This is a genomic window from Streptomyces sp. NRRL S-378, assembly GCF_000720645.1.
GTDB lineage: Bacteria > Actinomycetota > Actinomycetes > Streptomycetales > Streptomycetaceae > Streptomyces.
On the sequence record NZ_JOBX01000049.1, the window covers coordinates 43,841 to 66,108 of the forward strand.

General features: G+C 69.8%; 21 protein-coding genes. 1 reads left to right on the forward strand and 20 read right to left on the reverse strand.

Annotated features, from left to right (window positions below; all coding sequences use genetic code 11):
• Nucleotides 1-2 precede the first annotated feature (2 nt).
• Nucleotides 3-1,904: a glycoside hydrolase family 18 chitinase gene (locus IH80_RS0128170; protein ID WP_078906780.1), complete on the forward strand. Its 1,902-nt coding sequence runs from the start codon at nucleotides 3-5 to the stop codon at nucleotides 1,902-1,904.
• A gap of 86 nt (nucleotides 1,905-1,990) precedes the next feature.
• Here the strand turns inward: IH80_RS0128170 and IH80_RS0128175 are convergent, their stop codons facing one another.
• The 20 genes from IH80_RS0128175 to thrB all read right to left on the reverse strand — a co-directional run bounded on the left by IH80_RS0128175 (nucleotide 1,991) and on the right by thrB (nucleotide 22,214).
• Nucleotides 1,991-2,437 (reverse strand): DUF2550 domain-containing protein, encoded by a 447-nt coding sequence (locus IH80_RS0128175; RefSeq protein ID WP_030826849.1) that lies wholly within the window; start codon nucleotides 2,435-2,437, stop codon nucleotides 1,991-1,993.
• Nucleotides 2,438-2,600: 163 nt separating this feature from the next.
• Complete coding sequence (locus IH80_RS0128180; RefSeq protein ID WP_030027381.1) at nucleotides 2,601-2,972, reverse strand: F0F1 ATP synthase subunit epsilon; 372 nt, start codon at nucleotides 2,970-2,972, stop codon at nucleotides 2,601-2,603.
• A gap of 140 nt (nucleotides 2,973-3,112) precedes the next feature.
• A complete protein-coding gene (gene atpD / locus IH80_RS0128185) occupies nucleotides 3,113-4,555 on the reverse strand; it encodes a F0F1 ATP synthase subunit beta (protein ID WP_030768913.1) in 1,443 nt (480 codons plus the stop codon).
• The gene (locus IH80_RS0128190; protein WP_030964245.1) at nucleotides 4,555-5,472 is read right to left on the reverse strand and encodes a F0F1 ATP synthase subunit gamma; all 918 of its coding nucleotides are present in this window, start codon (nucleotides 5,470-5,472) and stop codon (nucleotides 4,555-4,557) included. Before IH80_RS0128190 ends, atpD begins: the two co-directional genes overlap by 1 nt.
• Nucleotides 5,473-5,492: 20 nt before the next feature.
• On the reverse strand, nucleotides 5,493-7,088 hold the full coding sequence (gene atpA, locus IH80_RS0128195) for a F0F1 ATP synthase subunit alpha (RefSeq protein ID WP_030027378.1): 1,596 nt from the start codon (nucleotides 7,086-7,088) through the stop codon (nucleotides 5,493-5,495).
• A 129-nt stretch (nucleotides 7,089-7,217) separates the two neighbouring features.
• Nucleotides 7,218-8,033 (reverse strand): F0F1 ATP synthase subunit delta, encoded by an 816-nt coding sequence (locus tag IH80_RS0128200; RefSeq protein WP_030964246.1) that lies wholly within the window; start codon nucleotides 8,031-8,033, stop codon nucleotides 7,218-7,220.
• Nucleotides 8,030-8,572, reverse strand: a complete 543-nt coding sequence (locus tag IH80_RS0128205) for a F0F1 ATP synthase subunit B (protein ID WP_030826858.1) — start codon at nucleotides 8,570-8,572, stop codon at nucleotides 8,030-8,032. The genes IH80_RS0128200 and IH80_RS0128205 overlap by 4 nt, the downstream gene beginning before the upstream one ends.
• Nucleotides 8,573-8,612: 40 nt before the next feature.
• The gene (atpE, locus tag IH80_RS0128210; protein WP_030386954.1) at nucleotides 8,613-8,840 is read right to left on the reverse strand and encodes an ATP synthase F0 subunit C; all 228 of its coding nucleotides are present in this window, start codon (nucleotides 8,838-8,840) and stop codon (nucleotides 8,613-8,615) included.
• Nucleotides 8,841-8,920: 80 nt separating this feature from the next.
• Nucleotides 8,921-9,730, reverse strand: coding sequence for a F0F1 ATP synthase subunit A (gene atpB / locus IH80_RS0128215; protein ID WP_030964247.1), 810 nt, complete (start codon nucleotides 9,728-9,730; stop codon nucleotides 8,921-8,923).
• 241 nt (nucleotides 9,731-9,971) lie between these two features.
• The gene (locus tag IH80_RS0128220) at nucleotides 9,972-10,409 is read right to left on the reverse strand and encodes a hypothetical protein (protein WP_030964249.1); all 438 of its coding nucleotides are present in this window, start codon (nucleotides 10,407-10,409) and stop codon (nucleotides 9,972-9,974) included.
• 274 nt (nucleotides 10,410-10,683) lie between these two features.
• Entirely contained in the window at nucleotides 10,684-12,030 is a 1,347-nt protein-coding gene (locus IH80_RS0128225; protein ID WP_199819318.1) for an MraY family glycosyltransferase, read from the reverse strand.
• Between the two features lie 104 nt (nucleotides 12,031-12,134).
• Complete coding sequence (glyA, locus tag IH80_RS0128230; RefSeq protein WP_030964252.1) at nucleotides 12,135-13,364, reverse strand: serine hydroxymethyltransferase; 1,230 nt, start codon at nucleotides 13,362-13,364, stop codon at nucleotides 12,135-12,137.
• A gap of 96 nt (nucleotides 13,365-13,460) precedes the next feature.
• Nucleotides 13,461-14,093, reverse strand: coding sequence for a low molecular weight phosphatase family protein (locus IH80_RS0128235; protein WP_030964253.1), 633 nt, complete (start codon nucleotides 14,091-14,093; stop codon nucleotides 13,461-13,463).
• Nucleotides 14,090-14,737 (reverse strand): L-threonylcarbamoyladenylate synthase, encoded by a 648-nt coding sequence (locus IH80_RS0128240; protein ID WP_030964254.1) that lies wholly within the window; start codon nucleotides 14,735-14,737, stop codon nucleotides 14,090-14,092. The genes IH80_RS0128235 and IH80_RS0128240 overlap by 4 nt, the downstream gene beginning before the upstream one ends.
• 49 nt (nucleotides 14,738-14,786) lie before the next feature.
• Nucleotides 14,787-15,632 (reverse strand): peptide chain release factor N(5)-glutamine methyltransferase, encoded by an 846-nt coding sequence (gene prmC / locus IH80_RS0128245; protein WP_030964256.1) that lies wholly within the window; start codon nucleotides 15,630-15,632, stop codon nucleotides 14,787-14,789.
• Between the two features lie 46 nt (nucleotides 15,633-15,678).
• Entirely contained in the window at nucleotides 15,679-16,758 is a 1,080-nt protein-coding gene (gene prfA / locus IH80_RS0128250; protein ID WP_030964257.1) for a peptide chain release factor 1, read from the reverse strand.
• Between the two features lie 126 nt (nucleotides 16,759-16,884).
• Nucleotides 16,885-17,103 (reverse strand): 50S ribosomal protein L31, encoded by a 219-nt coding sequence (gene rpmE, locus IH80_RS0128255; protein WP_030008686.1) that lies wholly within the window; start codon nucleotides 17,101-17,103, stop codon nucleotides 16,885-16,887.
• A 173-nt stretch (nucleotides 17,104-17,276) separates the two neighbouring features.
• Complete coding sequence (locus IH80_RS0128260) at nucleotides 17,277-18,377, reverse strand: LCP family protein (protein WP_030964259.1); 1,101 nt, start codon at nucleotides 18,375-18,377, stop codon at nucleotides 17,277-17,279.
• A gap of 389 nt (nucleotides 18,378-18,766) precedes the next feature.
• On the reverse strand, nucleotides 18,767-20,857 hold the full coding sequence (rho, locus tag IH80_RS0128265; RefSeq protein WP_030964260.1) for a transcription termination factor Rho: 2,091 nt from the start codon (nucleotides 20,855-20,857) through the stop codon (nucleotides 18,767-18,769).
• A gap of 430 nt (nucleotides 20,858-21,287) precedes the next feature.
• Nucleotides 21,288-22,214, reverse strand: a complete 927-nt coding sequence (gene thrB, locus IH80_RS0128270) for a homoserine kinase (RefSeq protein ID WP_030964261.1) — start codon at nucleotides 22,212-22,214, stop codon at nucleotides 21,288-21,290.
• Nucleotides 22,215-22,268 lie beyond the last annotated feature (54 nt).

A 22,268-nucleotide genomic window follows, 5' to 3' on the forward strand; every position in this document is an offset into this window, starting at 1 on the left:
CCATGTCGCAGTCGGCCCCACGGCCGCGACGGACCTACGGAGGAGCACCCTTGAGCACAGCATCCCCACCCCCCACCAGGCGCACCCGGTTCTTCACCAGGGTCGCGGCGGTCCTCGCCGCGCTCGCCCTGCCCGTCACGGGGCTCGTGGCCCTGGCCGGCCCGGCCCAGGCCGCGGCCGCGGCGACCGCGACGTACACCAAGGTCTCCGACTGGGGTTCCGGCTTCGAGGGCAAATGGGTGGTGAAGAACACCGGCACCACCACGCTCAGCAGCTGGACCGTGGAGTGGGACTATCCGGCGGGCACCGCGGTCACCTCGGCCTGGGACGCCACCGTGACGGGCTCGGGCACCCACTGGACCGCCAAGAACGTCGGCTGGAACGGCACCCTCGCCCCGGGGGCCACCGCCAGCTTCGGCTTCAACGGTTCCGGCTCCGGCGCCCCCAGCGGCTGCAAGATCAACGGCGCTTCCTGCGACGGCGGCACCCAGCCCGGCGACAATCCCCCCACCGCCCCCGGCACCCCCGCCGCGAGCAACGTCGCCGACACCTCGCTGACCCTGACCTGGACCCCGGCCACCGACGACAAGGGGGTCAAGAACTACGACGTCTACCGCGGCTCCGCCAAGATCGCCACGGTCACCGGCACCAGCTACGCGGACTCGGGCCTGACCAAGGGCACGACGTACACCTACAGCGTCACCGCCCGCGACACCATCGACCAGACCGGCCCCTCCTCCGGCTCCGCCACGGTCACCACGACCGGCGGGGTCAACCCCCCGGACCCGGGCGACAAGGTCAAGCTCGGCTACTTCACCAACTGGGGCGTCTACGGACGCAACTACCACGTGAAGAACCTGGTCACCTCGGGTACCGCGGGCAGGATCACGCACATCAACTACGCCTTCGGCAACGTCCAGAACGGTCAGTGCACGATCGGTGACGCCTACGCCGACTACGACAAGGCCTACACCGCCGACCAGAGCGTCGACGGCGTGGCCGACACCTGGGACCAGCCGCTGCGCGGCAACTTCAACCAGCTGCGCAAGCTGAAGAAGGCGTACCCGAACATCAAGATCCTGTGGTCCTTCGGCGGCTGGACCTGGTCCGGCGGCTTCCCGCAGGCCGCCGCCAACCCGGCCGCCTTCGCCCAGTCCTGCTACAACCTGGTCGAGGACCCGCGCTGGGCCGACGTCTTCGACGGCATCGACCTGGACTGGGAGTACCCGAACGCCTGCGGCCTGTCCTGCGACACCAGCGGCCCGGCGGCCTTCAAGAACCTGATGCAGGCCGTGAAGTCCCGCTTCGGCGCGAACAACCTGGTCACCGCCGCCATCACCGCCGACGCCTCGGACGGCGGCAAGATCGACAAGGCGGACTACGCGGGCGCCGCGCAGTACACCGACTTCTACAACGTCATGACGTACGACTTCTTCGGCGCCTGGGCGGCCCAGGGCCCCACCGCCCCCCACTCCCCGCTGACCTCGTACGCCGGCATCCCGCAGGCCGGCTTCAACTCGGCCGACGCCATCGCCAAGCTCAAGGCCAAGGGCGTGCCGGGCTCCAAGCTCAACCTCGGCATCGGCTTCTACGGCCGCGGCTGGACCGGCGTCACCCAGGCGGCCCCCGGCGGCTCCGCCACCGGCCCGGCCCCCGGCACGTACGAGCAGGGCATCGAGGACTACAAGGTGCTCAAGAACAGCTGCCCGGCCACCGGCACCGTCGCCGGCACGGCCTACGCCAAGTGCGGCAGCAACTGGTGGAGCTACGACACCCCCGCCACCATCGCCGGGAAGATGACCTGGGCCAAGCAGCAAGGCCTCAGGGGAGCCTTCTACTGGGAGTTCAGCGGCGACACCGCGAACGGCGAGCTCGCCAACGCGGTCCACACCGGGCTCCGGTAACGGACCGAAGCCGGGGAGACGGGTCCGCCCCCGTTCTCCCCGGCTTCTTCATGCCCTCACGTACCCCTCCGGGGTAACGGCCCGTCCTAGGCGACGTTCACCCGCTGGCCGGGCGGCGCCGCCTCCAGCCAGGCCAGGAAGCCCGTCAGCGCATCCTCGCTCATCGCCAGCTCCAGGCGCGTCCCCCTGTGGAGACAGCCGAGCACGACGGCATCGGACAGCAGGGCCAGCTCCTCCTCGCCCTCCGGGGCGCGGCGGGCCAGGACCTCGATGGAGGAACGCTCCAGCAGCCGGCGCGGGCGCGGGGAGTACGAGAACACCCGGAACCACTCGATCCGGTCACCGCTGTAGCGGGCGACCCCATACACCCAGCCCTTGCCGGAGATGTCGGGCTCCTCGGCGACCCCCCAGCGCATGCTGCAGTCGAAGGTGCCGCCGGACCGCTGGATCAGTCTGCGGCGCAGTCCGAAGACGAACAGCCCGATCACCACCAGGGCTACGACCAGGCCGCTCACAAGCAGAGCGAGGAGCATCTTCACCGACCTCCTCGCTCATCGATACGCATGAGAAAAAACGGACCTGCATCGCCTCAGCCGCGACCCGGTCTGGAAAATTCCAGAACGGACCGCGGCTGAGGTCTGCCGAGCCCCGAAGGTCGCCCTCCGGGACTCAGCGGTTGAAACTCCGACGGGCTTTTCAGCCCGTTACGGCGCGCAGCCGGACATCCGCGCGACGCTCGGCGGCCGCGTCGGCCTCCGCCTTCGCGCGCTCCAGTGCCCGCTCCGCACGCTGGACATCGATCTCGTCCGCGAGCTCGGCGATCTCGGCCAGCAGGGACAGCTTGTTGTCCGCGAACGAGATGAATCCGCCGTGCACCGCGGCGATGACAGTGTTGCCCTCGCTGGTGCGGATGGTCACCGGGCCCGATTCCAGCACACCGAGAAGCGGCTGGTGACCGGGCATGACGCCGATGTCGCCGGACGTGGTGCGGGCGACAACAAGGGTGGCCTCGCCGGACCAGACATTGCGGTCCGCCGCGACCAGCTCGACGTGCAGCTCAGCAGCCAAGGTGGCTCCTCGGGTCACCACCCGGCGGGTCGGCCGGGTGTTGGGTCAAATTCTAATGGGCGTGGGGAGAGGGACGGGACACACCCGCCCCTCTCCGTCGAACCTGCGAACCGGATGCGCCCCTCGCGGAGCGCGCCGGATCAGGAGACGCCCAGCTCCTTGGCGTTGGCCTTCAGGTCCTCGATGCCACCGCACATGAAGAACGCCTGCTCGGGGAAGTGGTCGTACTCACCGTCGCAGATCGCGTTGAACGCGGTGATCGACTCGTCGAGCGGAACGTCCGAACCGTCCACACCGGTGAACTGCTTCGCCACGTGGGTGTTCTGCGACAGGAAGCGCTCGACGCGACGGGCACGGTGGACAACGAGCTTGTCCTCCTCGCCCAGCTCGTCGATACCGAGGATCGCGATGATGTCCTGGAGGTCCTTGTACTTCTGCAGGATCCCCTTGACACGCATGGCGGCCGCGTAGTGGTCCGCCGCGATGTACCGCGGGTCGAGGATGCGGGACGTCGAGTCCAGCGGGTCCACGGCCGGGTAGATGCCCTTCTCGGAGATCGGACGGGAGAGAACCGTCGTCGCGTCGAGGTGGGCGAAGGTGGTCGCCGGCGCCGGGTCGGTCAGGTCGTCCGCGGGGACGTAGATCGCCTGCATCGAGGTGATCGAGTGACCACGGGTCGAGGTGATGCGCTCCTGGAGGAGACCCATCTCGTCGGCCAGGTTCGGCTGGTAACCCACCGCGGAGGGCATACGGCCGAGCAGGGTCGACACCTCGGAACCCGCCTGGGTGTACCGGAAGATGTTGTCGATGAAGAAGAGCACGTCCTGCTTCTGAACATCGCGGAAGTACTCCGCCATGGTCAGACCGGCCAGGGCGACGCGCAGACGGGTGCCCGGGGGCTCGTCCATCTGGCCGAAGACGAGGGCGGTCTTGTCGATGACGCCCGAGTCGCCCATCTCCTCGATGAGGTCGTTGCCCTCACGGGTACGCTCACCGACGCCCGCGAACACCGACACACCGTCGTGGTTGTTGGCGACGCGGTAGATCATTTCCTGGATCAGAACGGTCTTGCCGACACCGGCACCACCGAACAGACCGATCTTTCCACCCTTGACGTACGGGGTGAGAAGGTCGATGACCTTGACGCCGGTCTCGAACATCTCCGTCTTGGACTCGAGCTCGTCGAAGCTCGGGGCCTTGCGGTGGATGGGCCAGCGCTCGGTGACCTCGGCGTTCGCCTCGGGGTAGTTGAGCACCTCACCCAGGGTGTTGAACACCTTGCCCTTGGTGAAGTCGCCGACGGGGACGGTGATGCCCTCGCCCGTGTCGGTCACCGGGGCCTGGCGGACCAGACCGTCGGTGGGCTGCATCGAGATGGTGCGGACCAGGCCGTCACCCAGGTGCTGGGCGACCTCAAGGGTCAGCGTCTTGAGCGCGCCGTCCTCGGCCGGGTCGGCGACCTGGACCTTCAGCGCGTTGTAGATCTCGGGCATCGCGTCGACGGGGAACTCCACGTCGACGACCGGGCCGATGACCCGGGCGATGCGGCCCGTGGCAGCGGCCGTCTCAACAGAGGTCGTCATTACTTGTCACTCCCCGCGGTCGCGTCGGCCATGGCGCTGGCGCCACCGACGATCTCGCTGATTTCCTGGGTGATTTCGGCCTGGCGGGCCGCGTTGGCAAGCCGGGAGAGGCTCTTGATGAGGTCCCCGGCGTTGTCGGTCGCCGACTTCATCGCGCGGCGGCGGGCGGCGTGCTCGGAAGCGGCCGACTGCAGCAGTGCGTTGTAGATCCGGCTCTCGACGTAGCGCGGCAGAAGGGCGTCGAGGACGTCCTCCGCCGACGGCTCGAACTCGAACAGCGGAAGGATCTCGCCCTTCGCACCGTCCTCCTCCGCAGCCTTGTCGAGGCTGAGCGGCAGCATCCGGCCGTCGACCGCGTTCTGCGTCATCATCGACACGAATTCCGTGTAGACGATGTGCAGCTCGTCGACGCCGCCCTCGGCCGTTTCCAGCTGGATGGCCTCGATCAGCGGACCCGCGACGCGCTTGGCGTCGGCGTAGGCCGGGCTGTCGGTGAAGCCGGTCCACGAGTCCGTGACCTTGCGCTCACGGAAGCCGTAGTAGGCGACACCCTTACGGCCGACGATGTAGCTGTCGACCTCCTTGCCCTCGGCACGCAGCCGCTCGGTGAGCCGCTCCGCCTGCTTGATGGCGTTCGAGGAGTAGCCGCCGGCCAGACCGCGGTCGCTCGTGATGAGCAGGACCGCGGCGCGGGTCGGCGCCTCCACCTCGGTGGTCAGGGCGTGCTTGTTGTTCGAACCGGTCGCCACCGCGGTCACCGCACGGGTGAGCTCGGTCGCGTACGGCATCGACGCCGCCACCTTGCGCTGCGCCTTGACGATGCGCGAGGCGGCGATCATCTCCATCGCCTTGGTGATCTTCTTGGTCGCCGTGATGGCACGGATGCGACGCTTGTAGACCCGGAGCTGCGCTCCCATGAGTCAGGTCCCTTCCGTCGTCACTTGGAGACGTTGACGGCCGGCACGTCCTCGCCCAGGAGCTTGCCGTCCGAGGTCTCGAACTGGCGCTTGAAGGCCGCGATGGCGTCGGCGATCGAGCCGAGGGTGTCGTCCGACATCTTGCCGCCCTCCGCGATGGAGGTCAGGAGGTCCTTGCGCTCGCGGCGCAGGTGCTCCAGCAGCTCCGACTCGAAGCGACGGATGTCGGCGACCGGGACGTCGTCCATCTTGCCGGTGGTGCCGGCCCAGACGGAGACGACCTGCTCCTCGACGGGCATCGGCTGGTACTGGCCCTGCTTCAGCAGCTCGACCATGCGCTTGCCGCGCTCCAGCGAGGCCTTCGACGCGGCGTCCAGGTCGGAACCGAAGGCGGCGAACGCCTCCAGCTCGCGGTACTGGGCCAGGTCGACGCGGAGACGACCCGAAACCTGCTTCATGGCCTTGTGCTGGGCGGAGCCACCGACGCGGGAGACGGAGATACCGACGTTCAGCGCCGGGCGCTGGCCCGCGTTGAACAGGTCGGACTCCAGGAAGCACTGGCCGTCGGTGATGGAGATGACGTTGGTCGGGATGAACGCCGACACGTCGTTCGCCTTGGTCTCGACGATCGGCAGACCGGTCATCGAACCGGCGCCCATCTCGTCGGACAGCTTCGCGCAGCGCTCCAGCAGACGGGAGTGCAGGTAGAAGACGTCACCCGGGTAGGCCTCACGGCCCGGCGGGCGGCGCAGCAGCAGCGACACGGCGCGGTAGGCGTCGGCCTGCTTCGACAGGTCGTCGAAGATGATCAGGACGTGCTTGCCGGCGTACATCCAGTGCTGACCGATGGCGGAACCGGTGTACGGCGCCAGGTACTTGAAGCCGGCCGGGTCGGACGCCGGGGCGGCGACGATCGTCGTGTACTCGAGCGCGCCGGCCTCTTCCAGGGCGCCGCGAACGGACGCGATGGTCGAGCCCTTCTGGCCGATGGCGACGTAGATGCAGCGGACCTGCTTGTTCACGTCGCCCGAGCGCCAGTTGTCGCGCTGGTTGATGATCGTGTCGACGGCCAGAGCGGTCTTGCCGGTCTGACGGTCACCAATGATCAGCTGACGCTGGCCACGGCCGATCGGCACCATCGCGTCGACGGCCTTGTAGCCGGTCTGCATGGGCTCGTGCACCGACTTACGGACCATGACGCCCGGGGCCTGCAGCTCGAGGGCGCGGCGGCCCTCGGTCGCGATCTCGCCGAGGCCGTCGATCGGGTTGCCGAGCGGGTCGACGACACGGCCGAGGTAGCCCTCGCCGACACCTACGGAGAGAACCTCACCGGTGCGCTGCACCGGCTGGCCCTCCTCGATACCGCTGAACTCGCCGAGGACGATCGCACCGATCTCGCGCTCCTCGAGGTTGAGGGCGAGACCGAGGGTGCCGTCCTCGAACTTCAGCAGCTCGTTCGCCATGGCGGAGGGCAGGCCCTCCACCTTCGCGATGCCGTCGCCGGCAACGCTGACCGTTCCGACCTCCTCGCGCGAGGCCGCGTCCGGCTGGTACGACTGGACAAAGTTCTCCAGTGCGTCCCGGATCTCCTCCGGCCGGATCGTGAGCTCCGCCATCTGGGTTCCCTGCTCTCCTTGTTGGGCCTGAAGCTTCTTAGGGGTCTGGGGGCGACCCCCAGGAATCTTCTGCAAGTTCTGCACGGCCCAACCGGGCCGCTAGGAATGCTTTGTACTTTTGGTGGCTGGTCAGCCGGCCATGCGGCGGGACGCCTCTGCGAGGCGGTCCGCGATGGTGCCGTCGATGACCTCGTCGCCGACTCGCACCGAGATCCCGCCGAGGACCTCGGGGTCCACGTCCAGGTTCAGGTGCATCTGGCGGCCGTACAGCTTGGCCAGCACCGCGCCGAGACGCTGCTTCTGCACGTCGCTGAGCGGAACCGCGCTGGTCACGGTGGCGACCATGCGGTCACGGCGCTCTGCGGCGAGCTTGGAAAGGGACTCGAGGCCCGCTTCCAGGCTACGTCCACGCGGGTGGGTGACAAGACGGATCACCAGGCGCTCGGTGACGGCGCTCACCTTGCCGTTGAGCAGGCTGCGCAGCAGCTGGCTCTTGGCGGAGGCGGTCGCCGCGCGGTCGGTCAGCGCGGCACGCAGCTCGGTGCTCGAGGACACGATCCGGCCGAAGCGGAAGATCTCGTCCTCGACGTCGTCGAGCACGCCGGCCTGCTGGGCCGCCGTGAGGTCGGCGGTGGCCGCCAGCTCCTCCAGCGAGTCCACCAGGTCGCGGGACTGCGACCAGCGGGACCGGGCCATGCCGGACACCAGGTCGAGGGTCTCCCCGCCGACCTGACCGCCGAGCAGCCGAGCGACGAGCTCGGCCTTGGCCTCGCCGGCCTGCGCCGGGTCCGTGATGACCCGACGCAGCGAGACCTCACGGTCGAGCAGCGCGGTGACAGCGGCCAGCTCACCGGCGAGCTTCGCCGCGTCGACGGACGTGTTGTCCGTCAGCGCGTCGAGACGCTCGCGCGCGGAGGCCAGCGCCTCGCGGCTCGCTCCGTTCATCGGGCCGCCTCGGCCTTCTCCTCAAGCTCGCTGAGGAAGCGGTCGATGGTGCGGCTCTGCCGGGCGTGGTCCTCGAGGGACTCGCCGACGAGCTTGCCGGCCAGGTCGGTGGCGAGCTTGCCCACGTCCTGACGCAGCGCCTGAGAGGCGGCCTTGCGGTCTGCCGCGATCTGGGCGTGGCCGGCAGCGATGATCTCCTCACGCTGCCGCTGGCCCTCTGCGCGCAGTTCTTCCTTCAGCGCAGTGCCCTGCTCCAGCGCTTCCTGGCGCAGGCGCGCGGCCTCGTGCCGGGCTTCGGCGAGCTGGGCCTTGTACTGCTCCAGGACGCTCTGGGCCTCGGTCTGAGCGGCTTCCGCCTTCTCGATACCGCCCTCGATGGCCTCGCGGCGCTCTTCCAGAACCTTGTTGATGTTCGGGAGGAGCTTCTTCGCGAGGAAACCGAAGACGATGACGAAGGCGATCAGACCGATGACGAGCTCGGGGATCGGCGGGACGAGGGGGTTTTGAGGCTCCTCGGCCGCCAGAACCAGGAGGTTCACATCAGTGCCTTTCGTCGATTCGAACTAGTCGTGGGGTTCGTCAGCTGTAGACGAACGGCATGACCAGACCGATGAGGGCGAGCGCCTCACAGAAGGCGAAGCCGAGGATCTGGTTGGCGCGGATCAGACCGGCAGCTTCGGGCTGACGGGCGAGCGCCTGGGTGCCGTTACCGAAGATGATGCCGACGCCGACGCCGGGGCCGATCGCCGCGAGGCCGTAGCCAACGGAGCTGAGGGAACCGGTGACGGCAGCAAGGGTCTGGGACATGCCAGTTCTTCCTTCTCTTTCACGGACCGGTGGGGGTTGGCCACCGGACGACTGGGGGGATTGCTGGGAGCGGGCGGCGCTCAGTGGTGCTCGGCGAGCGCGCCCTGCAGGAAGCTGCAAGCCAGCAGCACGAAGACGTAGGCCTGGACGGCCTGGATGAAGAGCTCGAACGCGGTCATCACGATGACCATGACGAACGAGACGCCCGCGTAAGCGATGCCGATCCCGTTCAGCAGGTACCAGCTGGCGATCGTGAACAGCAGCAGCAGGGTGTGACCGGCGAACATGTTCGCGAACAGTCGGACCGCGTGGGTGAAGGGACGGACCAGGACGTTCGAGAAGAACTCGATGACCATGACCATCGGCAGGACGGGGCCGAGCGTCTTGTCGTAGCCCGTGATGTTCTTGAAGCCGCCGACGAAGCCGTGGCGCTTGAAGGTCACCGACATCCACATGACGTAGATGACGAGGGCGAGACCGGCCGGGTACGCGATGACCGCGGTCACCGGGAACTGGGCGAGCGGGATGATCGACCAGAGGTTCATCATCCAGACGAAGAAGAACGTCGCGACCATGAAGGGGACGTACTTCTCGCCCTCCTTCTTGCCCAGCGTCTCGTAGACGATGCCGCGGCGCACGAAGTCGTAGCCGGCCTCGGCGACCATCTGCAGCTTGCCCGGGACGACCTTCGGCTTCCGGAACGCGGCCCAGAAGAAGCCGACGATGACGATCGAGCCCAGCAGGGCCAGAAGCATCGTCTTGTTGAAGTACAGGTTGCTGTCCGCGTCACCGAAGATCGGGTCGAACAGGAACGAGTACAGGGTCGGGCCCGGGAAGCCGCAGCCAGTGCCGTCTTCGAAATGACAATTGATCTCGAAGGCGAGCGTCATGTCAGCAGCACTCACCGCAGGGCTCCTTCAGCGTGGCGCATAGGTACGGCAACCTCGTTGTGTCGGCGCGGCGCACGGCCGCGGTTCGGCACTGGACTGGTGTAACGGATGGTGGGGCGGCAGTCAGGCATCGAGCCTCGCGATGGAACAGGCGTCAGCTCAGATGCCCGCGCCCGCAGTGCCGCAGTTGGCACCGGACGATAGCAGGATCTCGAACGCCCACTTATCCCGGCCCTACCCTTCACGACTTCGATCCCGGATTTTCGGGCTTGTCGCCCTTCACCGAGTCCGGTTCGACGTAAAGGATCTTGGCCTTCATGTGGGCACGCGTCTGCGCGGCGATCCACACCAGGGTGGTGGCGACGAGCGTGATGGCGAAGGCCTTGGGGTTGAACAGCGTCGTGTTCTTGAACGCTGCGACAAAGACGAAAAGCAGCAGGATCTGGGCCGTGTAGAGCATGAGCCCCATGGCCTGGAAGAGGTGCGGAAGCGATTTCGCCGTGCGCTGCAGGACGATGAATCCGATGCCCATGAACAGGATCACGACCAGCGTCGCGACGACGGCTCCGACCGCGCCCTTGCCGCCGACGACCAGCCCACTGATCAACGCGGCGAGTGCGCCGGCGATGGCCGTGGGCACGGCGGCTTGCAGAAGGGATCGGACGTCATCTGACCGCATGGCGGTTTGCTCCGCGTGGTGGTGGGGGCACTGGACTCGTACGGGACGAGCGTAAGCCCGGTCCGAGAGAGAACCTCGGGCCAAGGAACCGTCGCACTACGGTCCTTCGGCTCTGTCGCCGGGTTTAGTGAACGGTATCACAAACTATTTGATGAGAGCTTTACCTGGCGGGTGTGCCGACTGTCACACATGAGAGTGACCATGCGCGTGTGTGCACGACAGGAGGGTCGACTGTCTGCTAATGGGCGACCATGTCGGACATGTGGCGCCGGTGTCAGCGCGTGGATTCAGCCTTACGCCGCTCGGGGAAGCGCGAACGGGGGCCCACGGCGGTCGCTCCGTTGACGCCCGAGACGCCCGCGGCGATCGGCCTGGCGGGCTGCGGCTCGGCGCCCGAGGCGTCCTGTGCGGCCGCCTCCGCCGCCGCTGCCGCCGCCCGTGCGGCGTGCCGGTAGCGCGGCGGGACCAGGCGCTCGGCCCAGGCCGGGGTGCGCGGCGTGAAGCGCGGCAGGAGCAGCAGGAAGAGGCCCACCGCGCTGAGCACGGCGATCACCAGCACGATCCACATCGCGGTGGAGTGCACGGAGTAGGCGACGGTGCCGAAGGCGATCAGGCCCGACCAGAAGTACATGATCAGGACCGCCCGGCTGTGCGAGTGGCCGAGCTCCAGCAGTCGGTGGTGCAGGTGCCCGCGGTCGGCCGCGAACGGCGACTGGCCCTTCCAGGTGCGGCGCACGATCGCCAGCACCAGGTCCGCCATCGGGATCGCGATCACCGTCAGGGGCAGGATCAGCGGGATGTACGCGGGGAGCATCGCGTGCGTCGCGTTGCGCTCACCACCGGCGAACAGCGCCAGCGCGTCCGGGTCCACCTGGCCCGTCAGGGAGATCGCCGCGGCGGCCAGCACCAGGCCGATGAGCATCGAGCCGGAGTCGCCCATGAAGATCCGGGCGGGGTGCATGTTGTGCGGCAGGAAGCCCAGGCACATGCCCATCAGGATGGCCGCGAAGAGGGTGGCGGGCGCCGCGGACTCGATGCCGTAGCCGAACCAGATCCGGTAGGCGTAGAGGAAGAGCGCTGCGGCGGCGATGCAGACCATGCCGGCGGCGAGGCCGTCGAGGCCGTCCACGAAGTTCACCGCGTTGATGGTGATCACGACGAGGGCCACGGTGAGCAGGTTGCCCTGCCACTGGGTGAGCGGGACGGTACCGATGAAGGGCACCGGGATCCACAGGATGGTCAGACCCTGCATGACCATCACACCGGCGGAGATCATCTGCGCACCGAGCTTGATCAGGGCGTCGATCTCGAACTTGTCGTCCAGTACGCCGATCAGCCAGATCAGGGCGGCGCCGGAGAGCAGTGCGCGCGGTTCGTTCGACTTCTCGAAGACCGCGTTGAGGTTCTGCAGGTGGTCGGCGACCAGCAGGCCCGCGCACAGGCCGCCGAACATGGCGATCCCGCCGAGGCGCGGCGTCGGCTCGCGGTGCACGTCGCGGGCGCGGATCTCCGGCATGGCCCCGGCCGCGATCGCGAACTTCCGCACGGGCCCGGTCAGCAGGTAGGTCACCGCGACCGTGACGCAAAGCGTCAGCAGATATTCACGCACTGGCTGCCCCAGATGTATCGCCGGCCATCTCAGCCCCACACATTAGCTGCGATGTCCCCTCTCCCGAGGACGCGAGGGGGCGGTATACCGGTTCCACTACACCCCTCTTGCCCCATTTACTCCCCGTAAGGGGGAAATCCCTCCGTGAGCTCGCCGACCTCCGTACGTGTCTTCGCGGCTTCCCCGTGCAGCGCGGCCGCGAACAACTCCGCGATCCGGCGCATCTGCGTCTCCCCCATGCCCTGGGTGGTCACGGCGGCCGTTCCCAGACGGACGCCCCGCTGGTCCCCGTACGGCAGGACGCAGGTGTCCAGCACGATCCCGGCGGCGGCCAGCCGGCCGCGGGCGGTCGGGCCGTCCACGCCCAGCGCCGCCGGGTCCGCGGTGATCATGTGCGTGTCCGTCCCGCCGGTGGTGACCGTGAACCCGTGCTCCTCCAGCGCGCGCGCGAGCACCCGGGCATTGGCGACGACGCGGTGGGCGTAGGTGGCGTAAGCCGGCCGGGCCGCCTCGCCGAAGGCGACGGCCTTGGCGGCGATGGTGTGCATCTGGGCCCCGCCCTGGGTGAACGGGAACACCGCCCGGTCGATGCGCTCGGCGAACTCGGCGCCGCACAGGACCATCCCGCCGCGCGGCCCGCGCAACACCTTGTGGGTGGTCGCGCACACGACGTCGGCGTACGGCACCGGACTCGGCGCGGCCCCGCCCGCCACCAGGCCGATGGGATGGGCGGCGTCGGCGATCAGGTACGCCCCGACCTCGTCGGCGATCTCCCGGAACGCGGAGTACTCGGGGTGGCGGGGGTAGGAGATGGACCCGCACACGATGGCCTTCGGCCGGTGCGCCCGGGCGAGGTCCTGCACCTGCCGGTAGTCGATGAGACCGGTCCTGGCGTCGACCCCGTACCCGACGAAGGTGAACCACTGCCCGGAGAAGTTGGCTGGCGAGCCGTGGGTGAGGTGCCCCCCGTACGGGAGCCCCATCGCCAGCACGGTGTCCCCCGGCCGCAGCAGCGCCGCGTACGCGGCCAGGACGGCCGAGGAGCCGGAATGCGGCTGCACGTTCGCGTGCTCGGCCCCGAACAGCGCCTTGGCCCGCTCGATGGCCGTCCTCTCGGCCAGGTCCGCGTACTCGCACCCGCCGTGGTAGCGGGCGCCGGGGTAGCCCTCGGCGTACTTGTTGGCGAGCGTGGACCCCAGCGTCGCCAGCACGGCCGTCGAGGTGAAGTTCTCCGCCGCGCTCAGCTGCAGCGTGCCGGCCTGCCTGCGGGCCTCCCCGTCGAGCACGTCGGCCATCTGCGGGTCCTGTCGGCGCAGCAGGTCCGTGGGCTGGGTGATGACGCTCATGGCGCGACTCCAGGGGGTACCGGGTTACCAGCCACTGTAGGCCCGCACCCCCCACGACGCCCTGCCGACGCCTCCCGCCCCCTCCGGCCGCCGGGGTCAGCGGCGGGCCGCGACGCCCGTCAGGGCCGTCACCACGGGGTCCAGTGCCTGGTTGATCTCGTCGCCGATGGAGCGGAAGAAGGTGATCGGCGCGCCGTACGGGTCGTACACCTCGTCCGCGTCGGGCGACGGCGCCAGCAGCCACCCCCGCAACGCCGCGGCGGCCCGTACGAGCGCCCGTGCCCGCTCCGCCATGCCGTCGTCCAGCGGCGGCAGCGTGGCCGGATCTATGGCCCGGACCAGCCGGGTGAACTCCTTGAGTGTGAAGGTGCGCAGCCCCGCCGAATGCCCCATCGAGATGACCTGCGCACGGTGGTCGCGCGTGGCGGTCAGCACCAGGTCGGCGCGTATGACGTGCTCGTCCAGCAGCTCGCGGCCGGTGAACCCGGTCGCGTCGGCCCCGAAGTCGGCGAGCACGGCCGCCGCGTTCGCCTCCATCGGGGCGCCCTCGTGGCCCCACGTGCCGGCGCTCTCCACGATGAGGTCGCCGCCGACGGGGCCGCCGAGGCGGTGCGAGAGGGCGTGCCGGGTCAGCCGCTCGGTGATGGGCGAGCGGCACACGTTGCCCGTGCTGACGTGGAGTATGCGGAAAGTGCTTCCCCCTGCTATGCCACGCCCCTCAGGGCTCACGGGGCCACCTCGAGGTCGGGTACGACCTCCCGCAGCTGGTCGGCGCTGAGCGCTCCCTCGCGCAGCAGCACGGGAACCTTGCCCGTGACGTCGACGATCGACGACGGCTCGATGCCGGGCGTCGGACCGCCGTCCAGGTAGACGGACACCGAGTCGCCGAGCATCTCGCGCGCCGCGTCGCAGTCCTCGGGGGCCGGGTGCCCGGAGAGGTTGGCCGAGGACACCGCCATCGGGCCGACCTCCGTCAGCAGCTCGATGGCGACCGGGTGCAGCGGCATGCGGACGGCGACGGTGCCGTGAGTGTCGCCGAGGTCCCACGCCAGCGACGGCTGGTGCTTGGCGACCAGCGTCAGCGCGCCGGGCCAGAAGGCGTCGACGAGCTCCCAGGCCTGCTCGGAGAAGTCCGTGACGAGGCCGTGCAGGGTGTTCGGGGAACCGATGAGCACCGGGGTCGGCATGCCGCGGCCGCGTCCCTTGGCCGCGAGCAGGTCGTGCACGGCCTCCGGGCTGAAGGCGTCCGCGCCGATCCCGTACAGGGTGTCGGTGGGCAGCACGACGAGCTCGCCGCGGCGCACGGCGGATGCGGCTTCACGCAGGCCCGTCTTGCGGTCCGTCGCGTCGTTGCAGTCGTATCGCCGGGCCATCAGCGGGCCTCCTCGTGCAGCAGGGGGGTGGCGGGGTTCGTCGCGCCGGTCACGGCAGCGCCTTGCGGGCCGTGGCGAAGCGCGGTCGGTTGTTGAGGTCGGGGTGGTCGGCCGCGTCGGCCCAGCCCCGTTCCTCGGCGAAGATCCACGGGACCTGGCCGCCCTGGGTGTCGGCGTGCTCGACGACGACGATGCCGCCGGGCCGCAGCAGCCGGTGGGCGGTGCGCTCGATGCCCCGGATGGTGTCGAGTCCGTCCTCGCCGGAGAAGAGCGCCATCTCCGGGTCGTGGTCGCGGGCCTCGGGCGCGACGTACTCCCACTCGGTGAGCGGGATGTACGGCGGGTTGGAGATGACCAGGTCGACCTGGCCGTCGAGCTCGGGCAGCGCGCTCAGGGCGTCGCCCTGGTGGACGGTGACCCGGGAGCCCTCGGCGTTCTTGCGGGTCCACCGCAGGGCGTCCTCGGACAGCTCGACCGCGTGCACGCGCGAGCGCGGCACCTCCTGCGCCATGGCCAGCGCGATCGCGCCGGACCCGGTGCACAGGTCGACGATCAGCGGCTCGACGACGTCCATCGCCCGGACGGACTGTATGGCCCAGTCCACGACCGACTCGGTCTCGGGCCGGGGTACGAACACCCCGGGCCCGACCTGGAGCTCCAGGTACCGGAAGAAGGCGCGGCCGGTGATGTGCTGGAGCGGTTCGCGCGCCTCGCGGCGGGCGACGGCCTCCCAGTAGCGGGCGTCGAAGTCCGCGTCCTTGACGTGGTGCAGTTCCCCCCGTTTGACGCCGTGCACGAAGGCGGCGAGCTCCTCCGCGTCGAAGCGCGGTGAGGGCACGCCGGCGGCGGCCAGCCGCTGGGTGGCCTGGGCCACCTCGGCAAGCAGCAAGTTCACGCTGGTCCTCCGGGCTGCTGTCGTACGGGGGGTGTGCGGGTTTCGGTCAGTTCGCGGCGGCGAGCTTGGCCGCGGAGTCCGTGTCCACGCAGGCCTGGATGACCGCGTCGAGGTCACCGTCGAGCACCTGGTCCAAGTTGTACGCCTTGAATCCGGTGCGGTGGTCCGAGATCCGGTTTTCCGGGAAGTTGTACGTACGGATCTTCTCGGACCGGTCGACGGAGCGGACCTGGCTGCGGCGCACGTCCGAGGCCTCCTGCTCGGCGGCCTCCTGGGCGGCGGCCAGCAGGCGCGACCGCAGGATGCGCATGGCCTGCTCCTTGTTCTGGAGCTGGCTCTTCTCGTTCTGGCAGGAGGCGACCACACCGGTCGGGATGTGCGTGATGCGCACGGCCGAGTCGGTGGTGTTGACGGACTGGCCGCCGGGGCCGGAGGAGCGGTACACGTCGATGCGGAGGTCGTTCGCGTTGATCTCGACCTCGACCTCCTCGGCCTCCGGGGTGACGAGCACGCCGGCGGCGGAGGTGTGGATGCGGCCCTGGGACTCGGTGGCCGGAACGCGCTGGACGCGGTGCACGCCGCCCTCGTACTTCAGGCGGGCCCACACGCCCTGGCCGGGCTCGGTGGCGCCGTTGCCGCCCTTGGTGCGGACGGAGACCTGGACGTCCTTGTAGCCGCCGAGCTCGGACTCGGTGGCGTCGATGATCTCGGTCTTCCAGCCCACGCGCTCGGCGTAGCGCAGGTACATGCGCAGCAGGTCGCCGGCGAACAGGGCGGACTCGTCGCCGCCCGCGCCCGCCTTGACCTCGAGGAGCACGTCCTTGTCGTCGCTGGGGTCGCGCGGGACGAGCAGCAGGCGGAGCTTCTCGGTGAGCTCCTCGCGCTGCTGGGTCAGGTCCTTGACCTCGGCGGCGAAGTCCGGGTCGTCGGCCGCGAGCTCCTTCGCCGTCTCGATGTCGTCGCCCGTCTGCTTCCAGGCACGGAAGGTCGCGATGATCGGGGTCAGCTCCGCGTAGCGCTTGTTCAGCTTGCGCGCGTTGGCCTGATCGGAGTGGACCGAAGGGTCGGCGAGCTGCTTCTCAAGGTCGGCGTGTTCGCCGACCAGTTCCTCGACCGCCTCGAACATCGGGGGACTCCTGTGGTGAAAGTGCGGGGGGACTGCACGGGTGACGGGCTTGAACGACGACAAAGGCGCCGGTCCGGCCGCCCCCGAGTGGACAGGGGGCGGCCGCAGACCGGCGCCTGGGTCGCGCTACTTCTTGGCCGCGCCCTTGCCGAAGCGCGCCTCGAAGCGGGCCACGCGGCCACCGGTGTCGAGGATCTTCTGCTTGCCCGTGTAGAACGGGTGGCACTCGGAGCAGACCTCGGCACGGATGGTGCCCTCGGTCAGGGTGCTACGGGTCGTGAACGACGCGCCGCAGGTGCAGCTGACCGCGGTCTCGACGTACTCGGGGTGAACATCGCGCTTCAAGGTGTCTCCTAGATTCGGGAGGGCGCCGGGTCGCAGGAGCCGAATTGCGCACTGCGTGAACCGGGGCCGACAGACCAGTCTGCCAGGACCGGGCCGCCTGTCAAAATTCTGAGGACGCCTGCTTCAACGGGAAGGGGTCCCGGTCTATTCCGGGGTCCGTTCCGCGGGTGCGCCTACTGGACGACGGTCCCCGCGGCGCTCTTGTCGCCGGTGGAGTTCACGGTGGCCTCGGCGGGGATCGGCCGGTCGGCCAGCAGGGCGTCCCAGACCATCCTGGACTCCTTCTGCAGGGGTGTGACGCGGTTCGCGTCGAGCGCGTCCGTGGTCACGGGCAGGGTGATCATCTGCATGTCGCCGGCGTCGATGCCCTGGAGGCTCTGGGCGAAGCCGGCGAGGGACTTCACGTCGCCGAGCGCCTTGTCGGTGGTGAGCGCCTTGGTCCCGGCGTCGGCGAGGTCGAGCAGCTTCTTGGGGTTGTCGAACACTCCGACGCCCTTGACCTGCTTGATCAGCGCCTTGATGAAGGCCTGCTGCAGCTGTATCCGGCCGAGGTCGCCGCCGTCCCCGACGCCGTGGCGGGTGCGGACCAGGCCGAGGGCCTGCTCGCCGTTCAGCTTGTTGGGGCCGGCCGGGAGGTCGAGGTGGCTGTACTCGTCCTTGATCGGCTTGGTGGTGGTGACCTCGACGCCGCCGAGGGTGTCGATGATCTTCTTGAAGCCGGTGAAGTCGACCTCGATGTAGTGGTCCATGCGGATCCCCGACATCTTCTCGACGGTCTTGACCGCGCAGGCGGCGCCGCCGACGGTGTAGGCCTCGTTGAACTGCCGGCGCTTGCCACCGGGGTCGGCCTTCCCCTTGCCCGTGGGGCACTCGGGGCGGGAGGTCATGGTGTCGCGGGGTATGGACACGACGCTGGCCTTCTCGTGGCCCTCGTACAGGTGGACGATCATCGCGGTGTCGGAGCGGGCGGAGCCGCCGTCGTCCTGCCCGTACGCGCCGTTGGCGCCGCCGCGGGAGTCGGAGCCGAGGACGAGTATGTCCATCGACCCGTTGTCGACATCGGCGGGGCGGTCGGTGCCCAGCGCCTGGTCGATGTCGACGGTCTTCAGGTTGCCGTTGAGCTTGAAGTAGAAGTAGCCGGCGCCCGCCCCGCCCAGCAGGACCACCGCGGCGGCGCTCCAGCCGGCTATGACGAGGGCCCTGCGGCGCGTCGCCGGTTTGCGTCGGCGGCGGCCCGCGGCCCGCCGGCCCCGGCCCTTGCTGTCCTCGGTCATGCTCTCTTCACTCCTGAGTCCGGTCCCCGGGTCCGTACCGGCCCGCCGTCCGCCCCGCGGGTCCTCTGACACAGACGGGCGAATGCCATGAAGAGTTCCACGTCGGGCGCAACCCCCGAACGGCCAGCACTTGCGTAGGAATCGGTACAAACTCTGCGTAGCCCCTACTTCACCTGCGGTTTCGGGGTGTGCGCCCGGGAGCCGCGCAGCGGGTGTGGTGTGGCGAAGCTCGCACGGGGGCCGTACGGCCCCCGGAGGTCTCCAGGAGCCCTCCGGGGGCGCTCCTGGCCGGGGGCCGCGGAAAGCACGGCAGCCCCCGGCCGCGCGGTGCGGACGGGGGCTGCCGTGGCGATGCCTCACCACCGGCGCGGGGCGCCGGATGACGGACCTCAGTCGTCGTTCTTGCCCGACGGGGTCGTCTTCGCGATCTGCATCAGGAACTCGGCGTTCGACTTCGTCTGCTTCATCTTGTCGAGGAGCAGTTCGATCGCCTGCTGCGAGTCGAGCGCGTGCAGCACCCGGCGCAGCTTCCAGACGATGGCGAGCTCTTCCGCGTTGAGGAGGATCTCCTCCTTGCGGGTGCCCGACGGGTCGACGTCGACGGCCGGGAAGATGCGCTTGTCGGCGAGCTTCCGGTCGAGCTTGAGCTCCATGTTGCCGGTGCCCTTGAACTCCTCGAAGATCACCTCGTCCATGCGCGAGCCGGTGTCGACCAGCGCGGTGGCCAGGATGGTCAGCGAGCCGCCGTCCTCGATGTTGCGCGCGGCACCGAAGAAGCGCTTCGGCGGGTACAGCGCGGTCGAGTCGACACCACCGGACAGGATGCGGCCGGAGGCGGGCGCCGCGAGGTTGTACGCGCGGCCCAGACGGGTGATGGAGTCCAGCAGGACGACCACGTCGTGACCCAGCTCGACGAGACGCTTGGCGCGCTCGATGGCCAGCTCGGCGACGGTGGTGTGGTCCTCGGCCGGGCGGTCGAAGGTCGAGGAGATGACCTCGCCCTTGACCGACCGCTGCATGTCGGTGACCTCTTCCGGACGCTCGTCGACCAGGACGACCATCAGGTGGCACTCGGGGTTGTTGGTGGTGATCGCGTTGGCGATCGCCTGCATGATCATGGTCTTGCCGGTCTTCGGCGGGGCCACGATCAGACCGCGCTGGCCCTTGCCGATCGGCGACACGAGGTCGATGATGCGGGTGGTCAGCACGCCCGGGTCGGTCTCCAGGCGCAGCCGGTCCTGCGGGTACAGGGGCGTCAGCTTCTGGAACTCCGGTCGGCCGCGGCCGGATTCGGGCGCCATGCCGTTCACCGAGTCGAGGCGCACCAGGGCGTTGAACTTCTCGCGGCGCTCGCCGTCCTTGGGCTGGCGCACGGCACCCGTGGTGTGGTCGCCCTTGCGCAGACCCGCCTTGCGGACCTGGGCGAGGGAGACGTACACGTCGTTGGGGCCGGGCAGGTAGCCCGAGGTCCGGATGAACGCGTAGTTGTCCAGGATGTCGAGGATTCCCGCGACGGGGATCAGCACGTCGTCGTCGGCGACCTGCGGCTCGTTCGGCGCGAACTCGTCACGGCCGCGACGGCCACGGCGGTCGCGGTAGCGGCCGCGACGGCCACGGCGGCCGCCCTCGTCGTCGAAGTCGTCCTGCGGGCCACCGTCCTGGCGGCCCTGCTGGCCCTGGCCGCGGCCGCCCTGCTGGCGGTCCTGACGGTCGGCGCGGTCCTGACGGTCGGCGCGGTCCTGACGGCCGCCGCCCTGGCCGCCCTGCGCGGCCTGGCCCTGGCCCTGACCCTGGCCGCCCTGGCCCTGGTCGTCTGCCTTGGCGCCGCGCTCACGGCGGTCGCGCTGGCGGTCGCCGCGCTCACGACGGTCGCGACGGCCGCGGCCCTCGCCGTCCTGGCCCTGCGCCTGGCCCGCGGAGACCGCCGTGGCGGCCTCCGCCTTGGTCTCGGCGGGCGCGGTGGCGGTGGCCGTGTCGGCCTTCTGCTCGACCTGTACGGAGACGGGGGCCGAGCCCTCCGGGCTGCCGGAGGGGGCCGTGGCGCGGCGGCGGCGGCGCTCGCCGGCCGGGGCGTCCTCGCTGGCCGGCTGGCCCGGGATCTCGATCTGCGCCTGCGCGGCGGCGGGCTTCTCGGCGGGGGCCGCGGGGGCCTCCGCCGGTGCGGCGTCGGCGGCAGCCGTACGGGCCTTGCTGGTGGCGCGGCGCTTCGGCTTGGCCTCGGCGGTGTCCGCGGCGGAGGCGGCGGCCTTGGGGGCACCGCTGCCCGCCTGCGCCTCCTTGATGACCTCGATCAGCTGGCTCTTGCGCATCCGCGCGGTGCCCCTGATACCGAGGCCCGACGCGACCTGCTGCAGCTCGGCGAGGACCATGCCGTCAAGGCCGGTGCCGGTGCGACGACGCTTGGGCGCGGCGCCCGCGGCGGGGGCACTGGTGTCGACAGAGGTGTCGGCAGCGCCCATCAGATCGGTGGTGTCGCTCACGAAGGGTCCTTCCCTGGAGCGGACGTCGGCCTGTCTGGCTCGGCGACCGGTTGTGCTGTCCGACGACGGTCCTAGGTGTGGACCGTGCCGGGGCGGTGGTCCGCCGATAAGAGATACGGCGGAAAGAAACGTGCGTGGGTTCCGGCGAGAAGCCCCCGAGCTGAAAGCGTGGGAAAATCACGCCGATTCCGGAGCGTGCTCGAAACTGCTGGAACGGATCAAAGCAGTCGGGGAGGCTCCCGGAAGAAATGTGGTCCCGGATGGGGACACTGAGCACCGAGCCATGGCGGCTTCCGATGCGCACTTGAGACTAACACTACCGGATCCAATAGATATTCCCCCTCTCAATCACCGGCAACCGCGCACTTCCGCGCGGGCGGCCTGCCCCGGCCGCCCGCCCCGAACCGGCTGGGCCCGTCGAAGGACAGGCCTAGCCGCCCTGGGTACCCAGCGGAAGTACGCTCGCGCCCGCGGCGTCGAGGGCGAGCCGGTTGGCCGCCCACCCCTCGCCGGCGAGCTGCGCGACCTTGTCGGCCGCGTCGTTGTCGACCAGCGCCAGGACCGTGGGGCCGGCGCCGGAGATGACCGCGGGGATGCCGTCCGCCCGCAGTCGGTTGACGAGTGCCACGCTCTCGGGCATCGCCGGGGACCGGTACTCCTGGTGGAGCCGGTCTTCGGTGGCCGGCAGCAGCAGCTCGGGACGCCTGGTCAGGGCTTCCACGAGCAGGCCCGCGCGGCCCGCGTTGACGGCCGCGTCCACGTGCGGCACGGTGCGCGGCAGCAGGCCGCGCGCCGTCTCCGTGAGGACCGGCCGGGAAGGTACGAAGACCACCGGAACGATGGATTCGGCGGGCTCCATCCGGATCGCCCGGGCGCTGCCCCCGTCCATCCACGCCAGCGTGAACCCGCCGAGCAGGCAGGCGGCGACGTTGTCGGGGTGGCCCTCGATCTCGGTGGCGAGCTCCAGGAGCGCCGCGTCGTCGAGCTTCGCCTCGCCGCCTATGGTGACGGCGCGGGCGGCGACGATGCCGGCGCAGATGGCGGCGGAGGAGGACCCGAGGCCGCGGCCGTGCGGGATCCGGTTGGCGCAGACGAGCTCCAGGCCGCGCGGCTGTCCGCCCAGCAGGTCGAACGCGGTGCGCATGGAGCGTACGAGCAGGTGGCTCTCGTCCCGCGGGAGGGTGTCGGCGCCCTCGCCCGCGATGTCGATGTTCAGGCCGGAGTCGGCCACCCGGACGACGACGTCGTCGTAGAGCCCCAGGGCCAGGCCCAGAGCGTCGAACCCGGGGCCGAGGTTGGCACTGCTGGCGGGGACGCGCACCCGTACGGCGGCGGCGCGGAACGCTGGACCGGCCATCGTCCGATGACACTCCTTGTGACTGTGCGAGGACTTCGCTCTTCGCTGGCTCGC

Bases quoted from the DNA above. Each gene is read 5' to 3' on its own strand.
- IH80_RS0128170 (WP_078906780.1), top strand. From the start codon at position 3: ATGTCGCAGTCGGCCCCACGGCCGCGACGGACCTACGGAGGAGCACCC.
- IH80_RS0128175 (WP_030826849.1), bottom strand. From the start codon at position 2,437: ATGCTCCTCGCTCTGCTTGTGAGCGGCCTGGTCGTAGCCCTGGTGGTG.
- atpD (WP_030768913.1), bottom strand. From the start codon at position 4,555: ATGACGACCTCTGTTGAGACGGCCGCTGCCACGGGCCGCATCGCCCGG.
- IH80_RS0128190 (WP_030964245.1), bottom strand. From the start codon at position 5,472: ATGGGAGCGCAGCTCCGGGTCTACAAGCGTCGCATCCGTGCCATCACG.
- atpA (WP_030027378.1), bottom strand. From the start codon at position 7,088: ATGGCGGAGCTCACGATCCGGCCGGAGGAGATCCGGGACGCACTGGAG.
- IH80_RS0128200 (WP_030964246.1), bottom strand. From the start codon at position 8,033: ATGAACGGAGCGAGCCGCGAGGCGCTGGCCTCCGCGCGCGAGCGTCTC.
- atpE (WP_030386954.1), bottom strand. From the start codon at position 8,840: ATGTCCCAGACCCTTGCTGCCGTCACCGGTTCCCTCAGCTCCGTTGGC.
- atpB (WP_030964247.1), bottom strand. From the start codon at position 9,730: ATGACGCTCGCCTTCGAGATCAATTGTCATTTCGAAGACGGCACTGGC.
- IH80_RS0128220 (WP_030964249.1), bottom strand. From the start codon at position 10,409: ATGCGGTCAGATGACGTCCGATCCCTTCTGCAAGCCGCCGTGCCCACG.
- glyA (WP_030964252.1), bottom strand. From the start codon at position 13,364: ATGAGCGTCATCACCCAGCCCACGGACCTGCTGCGCCGACAGGACCCG.
- IH80_RS0128240 (WP_030964254.1), bottom strand. From the start codon at position 14,737: ATGGCCCGGCGATACGACTGCAACGACGCGACGGACCGCAAGACGGGC.
- prfA (WP_030964257.1), bottom strand. From the start codon at position 16,758: ATGTTCGAGGCGGTCGAGGAACTGGTCGGCGAACACGCCGACCTTGAG.
- IH80_RS0128260 (WP_030964259.1), bottom strand. From the start codon at position 18,377: ATGACCGAGGACAGCAAGGGCCGGGGCCGGCGGGCCGCGGGCCGCCGC.
- thrB (WP_030964261.1), bottom strand. From the start codon at position 22,214: ATGGCCGGTCCAGCGTTCCGCGCCGCCGCCGTACGGGTGCGCGTCCCC.